General features: G+C 70.9%; 17 protein-coding genes. 9 read left to right on the top strand and 8 right to left on the bottom strand.

The features are described from left to right. Nucleotides 1-57 precede the first annotated feature (57 nt). A complete protein-coding gene (locus tag AB0B68_RS03905; RefSeq protein ID WP_357203769.1) occupies nt 58-630 on the bottom strand; it encodes a TetR/AcrR family transcriptional regulator in 573 nt (190 codons plus the stop codon). An 89-nt stretch (nt 631-719) separates the two neighbouring features. Between AB0B68_RS03905 and AB0B68_RS03900 the strand changes: the two genes are divergently transcribed. Continuing rightward, nucleotides 720-1,091 (top strand): DUF4267 domain-containing protein, encoded by a 372-nt coding sequence (locus tag AB0B68_RS03900; protein ID WP_357257729.1) that lies wholly within the window; start codon nt 720-722, stop codon nt 1,089-1,091. 12 nt (nt 1,092-1,103) lie between these two features. Here AB0B68_RS03900 and AB0B68_RS03895 read toward each other — a convergent pair whose 3' ends face one another. Beyond that, nucleotides 1,104-1,826, bottom strand: coding sequence for a hypothetical protein (locus AB0B68_RS03895; protein ID WP_357203773.1), 723 nt, complete (start codon nt 1,824-1,826; stop codon nt 1,104-1,106). Between the two features lie 132 nt (nt 1,827-1,958). After that, the gene (locus tag AB0B68_RS03890) at nt 1,959-2,711 is read right to left on the bottom strand and encodes a TIGR03089 family protein (protein ID WP_357203775.1); all 753 of its coding nucleotides are present in this window, start codon (nt 2,709-2,711) and stop codon (nt 1,959-1,961) included. Between the two features lie 145 nt (nt 2,712-2,856). On the opposite strand from AB0B68_RS03890, the gene AB0B68_RS03885 reads away from it, so the two are divergent. Then, on the top strand, nt 2,857-3,987 hold the full coding sequence (locus AB0B68_RS03885) for a hypothetical protein (RefSeq protein WP_357257727.1): 1,131 nt from the start codon (nt 2,857-2,859) through the stop codon (nt 3,985-3,987). Here the strand turns inward: AB0B68_RS03885 and ligD (AB0B68_RS03880) are convergent. Beyond that, nucleotides 3,896-4,810: a non-homologous end-joining DNA ligase gene (gene ligD / locus AB0B68_RS03880; protein ID WP_357203779.1), complete on the bottom strand. Its 915-nt coding sequence runs from the start codon at nt 4,808-4,810 to the stop codon at nt 3,896-3,898. The two genes, AB0B68_RS03885 and ligD (AB0B68_RS03880), sit on opposite strands and share 92 nt — an antisense overlap. After that, nucleotides 4,800-5,741, bottom strand: a complete 942-nt coding sequence (ligD, locus tag AB0B68_RS03875; protein ID WP_357257725.1) for a non-homologous end-joining DNA ligase — start codon at nt 5,739-5,741, stop codon at nt 4,800-4,802. Before ligD (AB0B68_RS03875) ends, ligD (AB0B68_RS03880) begins: the two co-directional genes overlap by 11 nt. An 86-nt stretch (nt 5,742-5,827) precedes the next feature. Here ligD (AB0B68_RS03875) and AB0B68_RS03870 point away from each other — a divergent pair, with 86 nt between their 5' ends. From AB0B68_RS03870 to AB0B68_RS03845, 6 genes are all read left to right on the top strand, one after another. Beyond that, nucleotides 5,828-6,856 carry a Ku protein gene (locus AB0B68_RS03870; RefSeq protein WP_357203783.1) on the top strand — a complete coding sequence of 343 codons (1,029 nt, stop codon included), beginning with the start codon at nt 5,828-5,830 and terminating at the stop codon, nt 6,854-6,856. A 73-nt stretch (nt 6,857-6,929) separates the two neighbouring features. Further along, on the top strand, nt 6,930-7,568 hold the full coding sequence (locus AB0B68_RS03865; protein WP_357203785.1) for a DUF4241 domain-containing protein: 639 nt from the start codon (nt 6,930-6,932) through the stop codon (nt 7,566-7,568). A 146-nt stretch (nt 7,569-7,714) separates the two neighbouring features. Continuing rightward, nucleotides 7,715-8,386: an FKBP-type peptidyl-prolyl cis-trans isomerase gene (locus AB0B68_RS03860; protein ID WP_357203787.1), complete on the top strand. Its 672-nt coding sequence runs from the start codon at nt 7,715-7,717 to the stop codon at nt 8,384-8,386. Between the two features lie 189 nt (nt 8,387-8,575). After that, a complete protein-coding gene (locus AB0B68_RS03855; protein ID WP_357257766.1) occupies nt 8,576-9,403 on the top strand; it encodes a hypothetical protein in 828 nt (275 codons plus the stop codon). 32 nt (nt 9,404-9,435) lie between these two features. Then, nucleotides 9,436-10,089 carry an HAD family phosphatase gene (locus AB0B68_RS03850; RefSeq protein ID WP_357257723.1) on the top strand — a complete coding sequence of 218 codons (654 nt, stop codon included), beginning with the start codon at nt 9,436-9,438 and terminating at the stop codon, nt 10,087-10,089. Nucleotides 10,090-10,117: 28 nt separating this feature from the next. Next, the gene (locus tag AB0B68_RS03845) at nt 10,118-11,128 is read left to right on the top strand and encodes an NADPH:quinone reductase (protein ID WP_355004939.1); all 1,011 of its coding nucleotides are present in this window, start codon (nt 10,118-10,120) and stop codon (nt 11,126-11,128) included. Nucleotides 11,129-11,311: 183 nt separating this feature from the next. Here the strand turns inward: AB0B68_RS03845 and AB0B68_RS03840 are convergent, their stop codons facing one another. After that, a complete protein-coding gene (locus AB0B68_RS03840; RefSeq protein WP_357257721.1) occupies nt 11,312-12,961 on the bottom strand; it encodes a fatty acid--CoA ligase in 1,650 nt (549 codons plus the stop codon). Between the two features lie 57 nt (nt 12,962-13,018). Between AB0B68_RS03840 and AB0B68_RS03835 the strand changes: the two genes are divergently transcribed. Further along, nucleotides 13,019-13,510, top strand: a complete 492-nt coding sequence (locus tag AB0B68_RS03835) for an NUDIX domain-containing protein (protein WP_357257719.1) — start codon at nt 13,019-13,021, stop codon at nt 13,508-13,510. A 98-nt stretch (nt 13,511-13,608) separates the two neighbouring features. Here the strand turns inward: AB0B68_RS03835 and AB0B68_RS03830 are convergent, their stop codons facing one another. Both AB0B68_RS03830 and AB0B68_RS03825 read right to left on the bottom strand, forming a co-directional pair. Then, entirely contained in the window at nt 13,609-15,285 is a 1,677-nt protein-coding gene (locus AB0B68_RS03830; protein WP_357257717.1) for an MDR family MFS transporter, read from the bottom strand. Between the two features lie 209 nt (nt 15,286-15,494). Further along, a complete protein-coding gene (locus AB0B68_RS03825; RefSeq protein WP_357257715.1) occupies nt 15,495-16,037 on the bottom strand; it encodes a type 1 glutamine amidotransferase domain-containing protein in 543 nt (180 codons plus the stop codon). Between the last annotated feature and the right edge of the window lie 72 nt (nt 16,038-16,109).

Raw genomic sequence — 16,109 nt, 5'->3', positions numbered from 1 at the left:
CGACCGACCACCTCGCGCCGTGCGCACCCCGACCGCGTCAGCCTTGACCGGCATCGCTCAACGGGAGAAGCGGTCCACCAGGACCGCGAGCCGGCGCTCGTGGTCGGCGCGGCGGAGCCGGCCGCTGCGCATCAGTGTGACCAGGCCGTGCAGGCCGGCCCAGAAGGTTTCGGTGACCGTCTCCAGGTCGTCGTCCACCGCGACCGGGCGCACTGTCTCGGACAGTTCGGCGAAGCCCCGGGCCAGGTCGGTTGGCACGTCCTGGCTGGCGAACGGCAGGTCCACGGCGAGGGTGAACATCGCGTCGTAGATCGCGGGCCGCTGCTGGGCGAACGCGACGTACGCGGCTGCCACGTCGGCGACCGCCTGCCGGGGGTCGGGGGCGGAGGCCCGGGCCGAGACCAGTGCGGTTGCCAGCTCGGCGAAGCCCTCGACGGCGACCGCCGCCATGATGGCGTCCTTGCCCTTGAAGTGGCTGTAGAGGACGGGCTGGCTGTACTCGATCTCGGCGGCGAGCCGTCGGGTGGTCACCGCGTCCCAGCCTTCGGCCAACGCCAGGTCCCGCGCCGCGGTGATGATCGCCTGCTCCCGTTCAGCCCGCTCACGCTCCCGGCGCGCCTGTGTCGACATGACAGCAACCCTAGCACTGCTAGCAATCCTGTCTTCGCTCTGCTAGCGTCGCTCTCATATCTAGCAGCGCTAGGAATTGGAGCAGACTCATGCTGGCACCCCTCGCCTACGGGCTCGCCGTCGTACTCAGCCTCTTCGTCGCCTTCATCGGCGCGCGGTTCCTGCTGGTGCCGCAGGCCGCCGCCGCCGGGTACGGCGTGCCGGCCAGCCCGGACGGCGACCCCGCCTACCTGACGGTCAAGGGGCTGAAGGACCTCACGTTCGGGCTGCTCGGCCTCGCCCTGATCGCCTTCACGACCGCCGACGCGGTCGCGTGGTTCATGCTGATCGTCGCGCTCGTCCCGCTGGGTGACACCCTCATCGTGCTGCGCAACGGCGGAACGAAGGCTGTGGCATTCGGCATCCACTTCGCCACCGCCCTCGTCGTCCTCCTGAACGCCGCCCTGCTGTTCGCCCTGTAAGCGCCGGACGCGCTACGACGTGGGGGGTGGGCAGCGATCGGGGAGGGTGACCTCGCCGGGGCGGTGGTCGAACGTGTCCATTGTGAACCATTCGTCCAGCTCCGGGTCGAAGAGGTTCTGCAACCCGAACTGCAACACCTGCCACCACCGGCTCGGGTCGTGCTGGTCGACGTAGATGTCGCCGAGCGCGATCGGGAACCGGAAGAACTCCCCTGGCACCGCGGAGCCGCCGACGACCCCGACCCGCCAGTGGTCGACATGTCGGTCCTTCTCACCCTGAAGGATCTCCGGCCCCACGTAACGAGCGGTCTTCAGCTTGTCGTTGAAGATCTGCCGGTTGAAGAAACCCGGGACCTTGCTGCACGCGCGGGGCGGGAAGAGCGGGATGTTCGGCCACTTGTAGGTGAGCGTGTAGAGCGTGTTCTCGTAGATCAGGTTCGTGAACCAGATCGGATGGTCCGGGCCGCCGGCGATCATCTGGCTGTTGCCGTCGCGGCCCTGCCAGGAGAACGGCACGTCGATGCCGAGGTCCCGCACGACGTACCGGCCGGTGCCCTGGAAGTCGGCGGGGAGCAGCGGCGGGCGCGGCTCGCGCGGGTCGGGGGCCGTGGGCCCGTCGGCCTGGGCCGCACGGGGCATCGGCGCCGCCGCCGGCCCGGGCGCGACCACCCCGAGGGCGAAGAGTCCACCGGCCACCGCCGCGACCACAACCCGAGGTGTACGCCTCGAAGCCATCAGCCCTCCGCCGGTGTGCACAGTGGCCGCGCCCGGACCATCGCGCGTGCCTTCGGCGAAGCGTATGAGCAGGAAAGATGTGAGAGCTGACGGAAGGCGGCGGCTCCACCGGTCGGGTGACTCGAGACGGCCTCAGAGGACGCGGGTGATGCGTTCCGCGGCGACGATCGAGTCCCGCCGCGCCGGGTCGAGGTTGGCGCTGATCACCACTGACGCGCCGGCCGAGAGCGGCGCGAGCAACCACTTCAGCGGCTGCTCGGTTTCGGCGGCGTCGACCAGCAGGCGGTCGCCGGCGCGCAGGTCCAGCATCGTGGCGAACTCCTGGGCGAGCGCACCCCACTGACCGTATGTGGTGCCGTCGGCGGTGGCCGGGTCCGACGGGTGGATGGCTGTGTGGTCGGGCGCGCCCTCGCCGTGCCGGAGCACCTCGGCGGACCAGTCCAACCAGCCCAACGGCACGTCGTCCAGCCGCCCCGGACCGGTGCCGACGAGGTAGCGGTGCGGCGCGTCCGGCACGTCCTCAAGCCAGTCGTCCTGCCGCTCCGGCGTCACGAACACCGCATCGAACGGCCGGTCGCCGCCCGGTTCGAGGACCGCCAGGCCCGCGGTGGCGCGCGGTCGGAACGACACCGCCAGGCCCGAGGCCCAAGCTCCCAACAACACAGCGGCGGTACGCCAGTGCGGCGGCAGCAGGACCGCTACGCGGCTGCCGGGGCCAAGGCCGCACCCGTCCCGCAGCAGGCCGGCGCTCCGGGCAGCCCACTGGCCGACCTGCTGCGCGGTCAGGTCGACGCGCTCGCCGGTCGCCTCGTCGCGGTAGCTGAGCAGCGGGCGCTCGGCCTCGACGGGCCGGGCCGCCAGGTCGGCCGTGTCGGTTGGCTGCATCTCCACGCTCCCCGGGTCGACGTCGGCATCACAGTACTCAACGACTTTGGTCGCATCGCTCGTCGGCCGATGGCCGTATCGGGTGGCCGGGTGGTCCGGGCACCGTGCAGGTGACCCCCGAAGAGAATGCCGCCGAGGAGCGCCCATGCCGACCGGTTCCGACCCCGTCACCGGCGACCGCCCCGCCGCCGACCGTCTCGTATCCGCCGACCGTCTGCCTCTTCGCCGGCGGCTCCTGCCGGTGATCGCGTTGCTGCTGCTCGCCCCGTGGGCGGCCGAGTGCTCGTGGGGTGGCTTCGCCATCGACGACTTCCTCCCGGTGCTGATCTTCCTGGGCCCGATGTACGGCGGTGCGGCGATCCTCATCCGGGAGACCGCCCGGCACCTCGGCGCGGGCTGGCCGACGATCGTGCTGCTCGCCGCCGCGTTCGGCGTACTCCAGGCCGGGCTGGTCGACCAGTCGTTGTTCAACCCCGACTTCCTGGACGACACGCAGTACGCCGACACCCGCGCCGCCGCCGAGGCGTCGCTGGTGCCGGGGCTCGAATTCAGCCTCCGGCAGGCGTTCGACTACGTCGGCAACCACATCGTGCTGACGATCTGCGCGCCGATCGTGCTGATCGAGTCGTTCCTCGGTGCGGACCGCCGGCTGCGGCCGTGGCTGGGCCGCCCCGGTCTCCTCGTCGTCGGTCTGATCTACCTGCTCGGCAGTCTGCTCATCTTCTCGGACATCAACGGGGACAAAGGCTTCCTGGCCAGCCCGCTCCAACTGTCCTTCGCCGCCGTGGTGGTCGTCGCCCTGATCGCGGTCGCCCTGCTGCCCCGCTGGCGTCATCCCCGCCCGCGTCGGGCCCGTCGGGTGCCGCACCCGCTCTGGGTGGGTCTGCTGGTCGTCCTCGTCCGGTTCGGCGGCGACCTGACGCCCGGCTGGGCGGGAGTGACTGTGGCACTGACGCTGGCAGCCGCCGCCGGGGCCCTGATCGCCTACTGGTCGTCGGGCAGCGGCTGGGGGCAAAGGCACGTGCTCGCGGCCGGGTCGGCGGGCCTGGTCATCGCCGCAGCATTCGCGTACCTGGTGCCGCCCTACTCCCCGGCGAGCCCGGCAGCGGCCCTGGCCGGCGACGTCGCGGTCACAGTCCTCACGCTCGCCCTGGTCGGCGGCGCCTGGTGGCGGCTGCGCCGCGTCAGTGGGTGGGCAGTTCCGGGCCGCCGTCGAGCAGGGGGCCGAGCAGGTCGTCGTACTCCTCGACGCGGGCCAGCACCTCGGCGGCGGTGAACTGGCGGACGGCCGGCTTCCGGCCGCGAGCGCCGGCCTCCACCTCGTCCCAGGTCAGCGGCGTCGACACCGACGGCACCGACTGGGCCCGCAGCGAGTACGGCGCGACTGTGGTCTTCGCCGCGTTGTTCTGGCTCCAGTCGATGAAGACCTTGCCCGGTCGAAGGTTCTTCGCCATCTTCGACACGATCAGCTTCGGGTGGGCCTTCTCCAACTCCTGCGCGATCCGCCGGGCGTAGTCGGAGACGAGGTCGGACGACTGGGTGCCGGCGATCGGGCAGCAGAGCTGCATGCCCTTCTTGCCGGACGTCTTCGGGTACGACTCGATGCCGTCGTCGGCGAGGCGGTCGCGCATCAGCACCGCCACCGGGCAACACTCGGCGAGCCCGGCCGGCGGGCCCGGGTCCAGGTCGACGACCATCATGTCCGGGTGCTCGCCCACCTTCCACTGCGGTGTGTGCAGCTCCAACGCGGCCAGGTTGGCCAGCCAGACCAGGGTGGGAAGGTCGTCGGCGACCACGTAGTCGATGGTTTCCCGGCCCTTCGTCGACCCGGGCGCCGGCAGGTTCTCCACCCGCACCCAGTCCGGGGTCGCGGCCGGCGTGTTCTTCTCGAAGAACGACTTGTCGTCCACCCCGTTGGGGAAGCGGATCCGGGTGACCGGTCTGTCCCGCAGGTGCGGCAGCAGCACCGGCGAGATCCGGGTGTAGTAGTCGATCACCTCGCCCTTGGTGAACCCGGCCGCCGGGTAGAGCACCTTGTCCAGGTTGGACAGCTCCAGCGCACGGCCCTCGACGTCCACCCGTAGCCGATCAGCCGGCATCGTCGACCTCCTCCGGAGGCTTGTCCGGGCGCAACCGCAGCACCCGGGGGAAGCGCAGCCGGCCGTCGGGGGTGCGCTGGCCGTACTTCACCTCCACCACCACCCGGGGTTCTACCCAGATGGCGCCCCGCGCATCCTCGCGCGGCACCCCCGGCGCGAACGGTGACACGCCGGAGCGCAGTGGCTCCAGCTCGGCGAGGAGCTGCCGTTCGATGGCCGCGCCGATCCCGCCGCCGACCCGGCCCCGGTAGATCAGTCGGCCATCCGAGCCGGGCACCCCGACCAGCAGCCCGCCGATCCGGCGCGCGCCCGGTCGCCAACCGCCGATGACGAAGTCGCCGGTCACCTCCAGCTTGACCTTCACCCAGTCCGGCGAGCGCACCCCCGGGCGGTAGACGGCCCCGGAGCGCTTGGCCATCACACCCTCCAGGCCGTGCTCCCCGGCCGCCTCGTAGGTCGCCGGCCCGTCCGTGAACATCGGCGGCACCGCCCACCGGAGGCCACCGAGCGCCAGCGCGTCCAACGCCTCCCGGCGGCGATCGTACGGCCAGCCGGTCAGGTCGTCGCCGTTCAGCCGGAGCAGGTCGAAGATCATGTACGTCACCGGCATGACCGCTGCCAACCGGGCCGCCTTGGCCCGGTCCCGGACGTGCATCCGCTCGGCCAGCGCGGTGAACGACGGCTGCCCACCCTGGCCGAGCAGCACCACCTCACCGTCGAGCAGCGCGTCGTCGACCTGCTCGGGCAGGGTTGCCAACTCCGGGTACGCGGCGGTGATCTCCACGCCGGAGCGGGCATACAGGTGTTGCCCGCCGCCAGAGATGTCGGCCAGGGCGCGGACGCCGTCCCACTTGAACTCGTACGCCCAGCCGTCACCGGCCGGGAGCGGCCCGGTCATCGCGAGCATCGGCTTGAGCGGCGCTCCGGGCACGACCCGAATTGTAGTAGCGGGCCGAACACCTCGCGTCCGGTTCCTTCGGATGCGAGCATGGTCGATACCGGGGAAGGGAGCGCAGGATGCGTGCCATCTGGAAGGGAGCCGTGTCGTTCGGGCTCGTCTCGATCGGGGTGAAGCTCTACTCCGCGACCGAGGAGAAGGACATTCGGTTCCACCAGGTGCACCGCGAGGACGGCGGCCGGATCCGCTACAAGCGCACCTGCTCGGTCTGCGGCGAAGAGGTCACCTACGACGACATCGCCAAGGGCTACGACATCGGCGGCGGCGAAATGGTGATCCTCACCGACGAGGACTTCGCCGACCTGCCGCTGACCAGCTCCCGTGCCATCGACGTGCTGGAGTTCGTGCCGGCCGAGCAGGTCGACCCGATCCTCTACAACAAGGCGTACTTCCTTGAGCCGGAGGGCGCCGCTACCAAGCCGTACGTGCTGCTGCGCGACGCGCTCATCGACTCGGAGCGGGTGGCCATCGTCAAGGTGGCGCTGCGCCAGCGGGAGCAGTTGGCCACGCTGCGGGTCCGCGAGGGTGTGCTGCTGCTCAACACCATGCTCTGGCCGGACGAGATCCGTACCCCGGACTTCGGTTTCCTCGACGAGGACCTCAAGGTGCGCCCCCCGGAGCTGGCCATGGCCAGCTCGCTGATCGACTCGATGACCGGCGAGTTCGAGCCGGACGTCTTCACCGACGACTACCGGGCCGCGTTGCAGGAGGTCATCGACGCCAAGGTGGAGGGTCGGGAGGTCGTCCAGCCGGAGGAGGTCGAGGAGGCCCCGGCCGCGGCGGTGGACCTGATGGCGGCGTTGAAGGCCTCGGTGGAGCGCGCCAAGGCGGCTCGCGGCGAGCAGCCCGCCGGCGGGGGTGGTGGCGGGGGTGAGCCGACGCCCATCTCGTCGGCCCGGTCGGCGCAGAAGGCAGCCGAGAAGAAGGCGGCCAAGGCACCCGCGAAGAAGACCGCGGCGAAGAAGACGGCCGAGAAGAAGGCGGCGGAGCCGGCGAAGAAGACCGCCACCAAGAAGACCGCCGCGAAGAAGGCGGAGCCGGCGAAGAAGACCGCCGCACGCAAGACCGCACCCCGCAAGAGCGCCTGACCGTACGGCAGCGGCGGCGGTGTCCGCCTCGCCGGGTACGCTCCGCCGGCCGCTGGCGACCGGAGGAGCCCCCATGCCGTACACCCCTGATCTGGACCGGTTACTGACGCCCGGCGCCCGCTTCACCGACCAGCACGGCGGATACCTGATCGAGGTGCACCCGGTGGGCGACATCGTGTTGCCGACCGGCCGTGTGGTCGGGTGTGACCCGCTGGTCTGCCCGGAGGCGGAGCCGTTCACCGTGACGGTGCCGCCGGGGCGGCATCCCGCGCGCGCCTGGGTGGCTGTGGTGCTCCGGGAGGACGCCGAGGTGGACCGGCGGGTCGCAGCGCTGGAGCTGGTCGTCTCAGCCGAGCCGACGATCCGCTGGGAGCCGGCCGTCGCGGGTGACCAGGACGTCGCCACGCTCGGAGGGGACGACTACTTCGGCTACGGGGTGGATGCCGGCGTCGGCACCTTCGCCGACCCGACCGCTCTCGCCGTCCTGGAGGGCTGGGACGAGGAACTGGTCGAGGAGGTCTTCATCCCGGCCGAGCTGCCCTCGTCCCCGGTTCCGGGGCTGATCACCGCCGTGTTGGACGAGGCCAGCGGTGCCAACGTCGTCACAGTGGCCACCGGTTGGGGCGACGGCTGCTACGGCACCTGGATCGGCCGTGCCGCCGACGGGCGGGTCACCTCGTTCGTGACGGACTTCATGGTCGTCCCGGAATAACCGCCCGGGAAAGACCCGGAACTGTCGCGCTGGGCGATCCGAGGCGTCCGCGGCGGGCACGGTGGGCCGCTGTGCGGGTACCGTGTGCGTCGGCTTTCCCCCCGGCACCGGGTGCCGGCCACACTTCGCAGCAGGGAGTCGACGACGTGAGCGAGCGGACGCAGCAGACGGGCCCGGACCAGAGCCCGGCAACCAAGTCGGGGCGCCGCCTGGCCGCCCAGTTGGCGGAGAAGAAGGCCGCCGACCGGAGGCGGAAGATCAACGCCGGGCTCAGTAGCCTCGCCGCCCTCGCCGTGGCCGCGACGCTGATCGGCGTCTTCGTGGCGATCGGCGGGGGCGACGACAAGCCCAAGACCCAGGCCGACGCGACCCCGTCCGCCTCCGCCCCGGCCCCCGACGAGGCTGGCGCACCCCCCGCTCCGCAGCTGCCCGAGGGCTCCGACCCGGCGCTGGGCACCAAGCCGACGGTGACGCCGGGCACGGGTGACCTGAAGAAGCTCGTGGTCACCCCGCTGATCAAGGGCAAGGGCCCGGCCGTGCAGAAGGGCCAGAACATCACCACCAACTACGTGGGGGTGTTCTTCAAGGACGGCAAGGAGTTCGACTCCTCGTGGAAGGCCGGGCAGCCGGCCACCTTCCCGATCGGCGTCGGCCAGGTCATTCCGGGCTGGGACCAGGGCCTGGTCGGTGTGACAGTGGGCAGCCGGGTGCAGCTCGACATCCCGGGCGAGCTGGCGTACGGCAACGACGAGGCCAACGCCGGTGGACGTCCGACCGGTCCGCTGCGCTTCGTGGTGGACGTGCTCGCCGCCCAGTGACCTGTCCGGATCGTCCCGGTTGTCGCCGGGACGAGATGGAGTTGTTCACATGGGGCTTCCGGCCCGTCACCCAGCGGCAGTAGGTTCGGCGTCACCCCGGGCGGTTCGCCGCCCGGGGTGAGCATCCGGAACCGCGACGCGGAGGTGCATGTGACTGCGCTGGACGAGCCTGGGCGGACCGCCCGGTCGATGTGGGCGTACTTCGAGCCGGTCCACGCTGTCACCTACCTTCACCCCCGGGCGCGGGCCGCGTACGAAGCGGTCGGGTTGCGCGGCTACTGGCGCGGTTACTTCGCCGGCCGGGCCGCGCCGCTGGGAGCCGCCGAGGCGGCCCCGGTGATCGCCGCCTTCTTCAACTTCGCGCCGCCGATGGTGACCCGGGCACTGCCTGCGGTGTGGCGGTTGGCCACTCCCCAGGAGGCGCTGCGTGCCCGCCTGACCGGTGCGGTGCAGGCGCTCGCCGAGCTGACCTACGAGCTTCCCGAGTCGCACCTCGTGGAGGCCGCCGACCTGTTGGAACGGGCCGCATCGGCGGCGCAGACCGCCGGCCGGGTGCTCGGCGCGGCGAACGCGGCTCTCCCGGCCGGTGAGTACCCGTTGGCGCGGCTCTGGCAGGCCGCGACCACGCTGCGGGAGCACCGGGGGGACGGGCACGTGGCGGCGCTGGTGGCCGCCGGCCTGGACCCGGTGGAGACGCTGACCGTGCGGGTCGCGCTGGACGGTTCGCCACCGCAGTACCTGCTGGGCCGGGGCTGGTCCGAGGAGCAGTGGCAGGCCGCCCGCGAGCGGCTCACCGAACGGGGTTGGCTGACCGGTGACGGCGCGGCCACCGACCACGCCCGCGCCGAGTTCCAGGCCATCGAGGACGCCACCGACCTGGCCGCCGCGCACCCGTGGCAGACGCTCGGCGCCGACGACACGGACCGTCTCCGGGAGCTGCTGGAGCCGATCGCCCGGTCCGGCCACACCCTGCTCCCCGAGGGCAGCCCGCTCGGTCTGCCCGCGTTGCCCGGCTGACCGGGCACCCACCGGTCGGGCAGGATGGGCCCGTGACTGATGCTGTGGTCTTCGACCTGGACGGCGTGATCGTGGATTCCGAGCCGGTGTGGGAGGAGGTCCGGCGGGCGTACGTGGCGGCGCACGGCGGGACGTGGCAGCCCGACACGCAACGCCGACTGATGGGGATGAGCACCGGTGAGTGGGCGCACTACCTCAGCGGAGAGCTGGGCGTCGACCGCACCTCCGAGCAGGTCGCCGTCGAGGTGGTCGAGGAGATGGCCCGACGCTACCGGGACCACGTACCCCTGATCGACGGCGCCGACCAGGTCGTTCGCGGGCTGGCCGCGCGGTGGCCGCTCGGGTTGGCCAGTTCGTCGCCGACCCGGCTGATCGAGGCGGCGCTGGCGGCGACCGGCCTGACCGACGCGTTCGGCGCGACCCTCTCCACCGAGCAGACCGAGCGGGGCAAGCCCGCACCGGACGTGTACCTGAGCGTGGCGCAGCGCCTCGGCGTCGACCCGACCCGGTGTGTGGCGGTGGAGGACTCGTCCAACGGGGTGCGTTCCGCCGCGGCGGCGGGGATGCGGGTGGTGGCGGTGCCGCACGGCTCGTACCCCCTCGATCCGGACGCCGCCGGGCTGGCCGTGGTGACGCTGAACGCGATCGGTGAGCTGACCCCGGAGCTGGTGGACGAGCTGGGTTGACCCGGTTCGAGCCGGGTAGAGACCACGGATGAAGGCCATCGTGTACGAGCGCAACGGCGACCCTTCGGTGCTCGACCTGGTCGACCGCCCGGTGCCCGAGCCGGGGGCGGGCGAGGTTCTGGTGCGGATGGCGGTCTCCGGGGTGAACCCGACCGACTGGAAGTCCCGCCGCAACAGCCCGCCGAACGGGTGGCAGATCCCCGGGCAGGACGGCGCGGGGTTGGTCGAGGCGGTCGGCGACGGGGTCGACCCCGACCTGATCGGTGAGCGGGTGTGGGTCTGGGAGGCCGCCTGGCAGCGACAGTGGGGCACGACGGCGGAGTACACCCTGGTGCCGGTCCGGCAGGCGGTACGCCTCGGTGCCGCTCCGTTCGAGCTGGGCGCGGCCCTCGGCATTCCGTTCCTCACCGCGCACCGCTGTCTGACGGCTGGCGAGTTCATGCCGGACACGCTGCGGGCGGGCGCGCTGGCGGATCACACGGTGCTGGTGCAGGGCGGCGCGGGCGCGGTCGGCAACGCCGCGATCCAGCTCGCCCGGTGGGCCGACGCCACTGTGATCGCCACTGTGAGCAGCGCGGAGAAGGCCCAGCTCGCAGCCGCAGCCGGCGCATCCTTCGTGATCAACTATCGGGAGCAGGACGTGGTCGAGGAGGTCCACAAGATCGCTCCCGACGGGGTCCACACGATCGTGGAGGTCGCCCCCGCCCGCAACGCCTCGGTCGACGCACGGGTGCTGCGGCACGGCGGCGCGGTCTGCATGTACGCCGACAACGGTGGGGACGAGGTGAGCATCCCGATCCGGGCGATGATGGCGCCGAACGCCCGCTGGCAGTTCGTCCTGGTCTACACCGAGCCGAAGGCGGCCAAGGCGCAGGGCGTGAAGGACGTGGCGGCGGCGGCCAGCCAGGGTGGCATCCGGGTCGGCGCGGACGCCGGCCTGCCGTTGCACTACTACCCGCTGGCGGAGGCGGCCGCGGCGCACCAGGCGGTGGAGGACTCGACGGTGGGCAAGGTGCTCATCACCACCAGCGACGCCTGATCGGGTCGCCGACCACCCGATTTCCCCGTCAGCAGGACAGAAGCGAACAAGTTTCGCAACAATGACGGTGCGGGTAACCCCGCGTGGAGCGGGCGGCCCCGGCGCGGTGCGAACGCCGGGGCCGCCCCTGGGGAGGGTTCAGGAGTACTCCCGCCCCAAGAGGCGACAGTGCCGGGGAAAACGTTACGGGGCTGTCAGCTCCCGGACAGTCAGCTCGCCTTCGGCGTACCGCGAACGGACGACCTTCTTGTCGAACTTGCCCACGCTGGTCTTCGGCACCGTGTCGATGAACGCCCAGCGCTCGGGCAACTGCCAGCGCGCCACCGACCCGGCCAGGAAGTCGCGCAACTCCTCGGCGGTCACCGAAGCGCCCTCCCGGACCACGACGGTGGCCAGCGGACGTTCGTCCCATCGCTCGTCCGGGACCCCCACCACGCACGCCTCCAGCACCGCCGGGTGGGCCATCAGCGCGTTCTCCAGCTCCACCGACGAGATCCACTCGCCGCCGGACTTGATCACGTCCTTGGCGCGGTCGGTCAGGTTGATGTACCCGTCCGGCGAGAGGGTGCCCACGTCGCCGGTCCGCAGCCAGCCGTCGCGGAACTTCTCCTCGTCCGGGGCGTCGTCACCGACGTACCGGGCGGTCACCCACGGCCCCCGAACCTCCAGCTCACCCACGGCCGTGCCGTCGGCGGGCATCGGGGCGCCCGACGGGCCGACGATCCGCGCCTGCACGCCCGCCGGCACCCGCCCCTGGGTGTAGCGGTAGCGCCAGGCATCGTCACCTGTCGCACCGGCGGGCGGACGCGAGACCGACCCCAGCGGGGACATCTCGGTCATCCCCCAGGCGTGGATGACGTCGATACCGTGCCGCTCGTCGAACGCGTGCATCAGCGCCGGCGGGCACGCCGAACCGCCGACGATCACCTCACCGAGCGAGGAGGTGTCCACGTCGTGGGTGTCCAGGTAGGCCAGCAGGTCGGTCCAGATGGTCGGCACCGCACCCGCCAGCGTGGGCTTCTCGGCGGCGATCATCTCGGCGATCGGCGCGGCCTGGAGGAACCGGTCCGGCATGATCAGCGACGCGCCGGAGAGGAAGGCCGCGTAGGGCAGGCCCCACGACATGGCGTGGAACATCGGCACGATGGCCAACTCGCGGTCGGTCGGCCCGAGGCCGAAACCCTCCGGCATGCAGACCTGCAACGAGTGCAGATAGATCGACCGGTGCGAGTAGGCCACGCCCTTCGGATTGCCGGTGGTGCCCGAGGTGTAGCAGAGGGCGGCGGCGTCGCGCTCGTCCACCTCCGGCCAGTCGTACGTGTCGGGTCGGTCGGCGAGCAACGCGTCCCAGTGGTGCACCGTGATCCGGTCGCCGGCCGCGGCCACCAGCGGCGCCGGGTCGCCACCGCCGACCACCACGACGTGCCGCACGGTGGTCAGCTCACCGATCACCCGGGCCAGCAGCGGGATGAGCGTGCTGTCGACGAGGACCACCCGGTCCTCGGCGTGGTTGGCGATGTAGACGACCTGGTCGGGGAAGAGCCGGATGTTGAGCGTGTGCAGCACCGCACCCATGCTCGGCACCGCGAAGTAGGCGACCAGGTGCTCGTTGTTGTTCCACATGAAGGTCGCGACCCGCTCGTCGCCGGTAACCCCACACTCGTCGCGCAGCCCGTGTGCCAGCCGGGCGGCGGCCCGGCCCACCTCGGCGTACGTCATCCGGCGGGGCTCGGCACCCGTCCAGGTGACCACCTCGGCCGAGCCGTGCACCAGTGCCCCGTGGTCGAGGATCCGGGAGATCTGCAGAGGGGCGTCCATCATCGTGCTACGCATGGGTAACAAGCTAGTGTCGCCGGTCACACGTTGGGAACCCCCGGTAAGTTGTCGCAGGTGAGCATCTCCTGGGCCGACTCGTACGTGGGGCAGTTGCGGGCGATCGCCGGCGACCGGACGCTGATGTTCGTCGGCGCTCGCGCCGTGGTCAACGACGACGCCGGACGCGTTCTGCTGATCAAACGCTCCGACAACGGCCAGTGGGCCATGCCGGCCGGCGCGATGGAGTTGGGCGAGTCGATAGCCGACTGCGCGGTACGCGAGGTCCGTGAGGAGACCGGCCTGCGCGCGCTGCGGGTCTGCGCGTTCGCCCTCTACACCGGCCCGGACCGGACGAGCACCAACATGTACGGGCACACGTACCAGGTGTTCACGACCGCGTTCAAGGTCGAGGAGTGGGACGGGCAGTTGGCCCGGGTCACCGACGAGACCACCGACGCGGGCTTCTTCGCCCGCGACCGGTTTCCCACCCCACTCTCCACCTCGGTCGTCGAAACCCTTGCCGACCTGGACGTCTTCGAGAAGACGAACCGGCTCATCCTCAAGTAGGGCGCCCCGGCTGACCACCAACGCCCCGGCTGACCACCAACGCCCCGGCTGACCACCGACCGCCCCGGAGCGTTCCGGGGCGGTCCGTGTCGAGACGCTCAGATCATCGTCTGGGACTTGGCCTCCATGTCGGCGGCAGCCTCCTCCTTCGACTCGCGGGTCAACGGCTTGCCGCCCGGAGCCGGGGCCTCCCCGCCGAGCGGGTCGGCGCCACCGGTGGCACCCTTCGGGCCGGCACCCCGCAGCTGCGTGTTGGGCAGGGTCAGGGTGACCACCACCGCCACGATCGCGATCAGGCCGGCGGTCAGGAAGACCATGTCCAGCGCGTCGACGAAGGCACCCTGGATGGCCGCGCGCACCGGCCCCGGCAGGGCCAGGATGGTGGCCGGATCGTTGATCGAGATGTTGGCGCCGCCACTCGCCGCGACCGCGGCCTGCTCCTGCGGCGGGAGCTGCGCGATCGCGCCGGGCAACCGGTCGGCTAGCCCCCCGGTCAGCCGGGACGAGAGCACAGTGCCGAGGATCGCCACCCCGAACGAACCACCCAGCGACCGGAAGAAGGTCGCCGAGGAGGTGCCGGCACCCAGGTCGCGTACCGAGACCGCGTTCTGCACCGCCAGGATCAACGACTGCATGCACAGGCCCAGCCCGACGCCGATCACCACCATGTACCCGAACGCCACCCAGAGCGAGGTGGCCACCTCCAACTGGGTGAAGAGGAACATGCCGACCAGGAGGGTCGCCGAACCGGCCACCGGGAACCACTTGTACCGGCCGATCCGGGTCATCGCGCGGCCGGTGAGGATCGAGGTGATGATGATGCCGGCCATCATCGGCAGCATCAGCAGACCGCTCCGGGTCGGCGAGGCGCCCTTCACGATCTGCAGGTACAGCGGAATGAAGATGATCGAACCGAACATCACCAGACCGATGATGAGCAGCGCCGAGTTGGCCAACGCGAAGGTGGCGTTCCGGAACAGCCGCAGCGGCAGGATCGGCTCGGCCACCCGGGCCTCCTGGAGGACGAAGAGCACCCCCAGCACCGCACCGACCACGAACAACGTGATGATCACGCCAGAGCCCCAGGCGTACTCGTTGCCACCCCAGCTCAGCGCGAGCAGCAGGGCACTCACCCCGGCCACCAGCAGACCGGCACCGAGCCAGTCGATCGAGTGGTCCCGACGTTCGAACGGGATCAGCCGCATCACGTGGTAGCAGACGACGATCGCCAGGATCGCCAGCGGCACATTGATGTAGAAGATCCACCTCCAGTCGGTCTCCGCGAAATAACCGCCCACGAGCGGCCCGGCGACCGACGAGATCCCGAAGACCGCGCCGAACAGGCCCTGGTACTTCCCACGTTCCCGGGGAGACACCACGTCCGAGATGATGGTGAACGCGAGCGTCAGCAGACCACCGGCGCCGAGACCCTGGATACCCCGGGTGACGATCAGCTGGGTCATGTCCTGCGACAGTCCGGCCAGCAACGACCCGACCAGGAACGTGCCGATCGAGAAGAGGAAGACCGGCCGACGCCCGTACAGGTCGGCCATCTTGCCGTAGAGCGGCGTCGACGCGGTCGAGGCGAGCAGGTACGCGGTGACCACCCACGAGTAGTGGTTGATCCCGCCCAGCTCGCCCACGATGGTCGGCAGCGCCGTACCGACGATGGTCTGGTCGAGTGCGGCCAGCAGCATGCCGGTCATCAGGCCCAACATGAGCAGCCGGATCTGCTGACGGTTCAGCACCGGCGCATCTGAGGCTTCGGTGGTCATGTGGCCTTCTATCCCGCGAGCCGCAGAACATGCGCCAACCCACCAAAAAACCACCGCGCCAACCCACCCCACCCCAACCCCGCCCCCCAACCCCCGCCTCCCGGCGTTGATCAAGAGGTTTGCGTCAAGGCGCACGGCGTTCCTGACGCAAACCTCTTGATCACCGGGGAAAGGGGGGTGGGGGGTTGGGGTGGGGGGTGGGGTGGGAGTTAGGGGGTTGTGAAGGTTTTGGTGATCGTTTCGCAGAAGGCGGGGAGGTCGTCGGGTTTGCGGCTGCTGGTCAGGTTGCCGTCGGTGACGCACTCCTCGTCCACCCAGGTGGCGCCCGCGTTCGTCAGGTCGGTACGCAGGGTCGGCCAGGAGGTGATACGACGGCCACGCACGACGTCCGCCTCGATCAGCGTCCACGGGCCGTGACAGATCACCCCGACGGGCTTGTCCGCGTCGAAGAACGCCTTCACGAACCGCACCGCGTCCGGGTCGCCCCGCAGGAAGTCCGGGTTCGCCACCCCTCCGGGCAGCACCAACGCGTCGTAGCCGGCGGCGTCGGCCTTGTCGACGGTCACGTCCACGTCGTACGTCTTGGAGTGGTCCAGGTGGTTGAAGGACTGGATGGAACCGGGCTTCAGCGAGACCAGCTCGGCCGTCGCGCCTGCGTTCTCGACCGCCTCGCGTGGCTGGACGTACTCGACCTCCTCGACGCCGTCGGCGGCCAGGAAGGCGATCCGCTTGCCCTGCAATGTCGCTGCCATCTCGGTACATCTCCTTTCCGGGGGGGTACCTCAATCCCCTTCCCGCCCTCGAACGCCCGAAACAGGTCGGAG

Source organism: Micromonospora sp. NPDC049049, assembly GCF_040649115.1.
Taxonomy (GTDB): domain Bacteria; phylum Actinomycetota; class Actinomycetes; order Mycobacteriales; family Micromonosporaceae; genus Micromonospora.
Note: the sequence above shows the minus strand (reverse complement) of the source record. Positions and strands in the feature narration are given on the sequence as shown.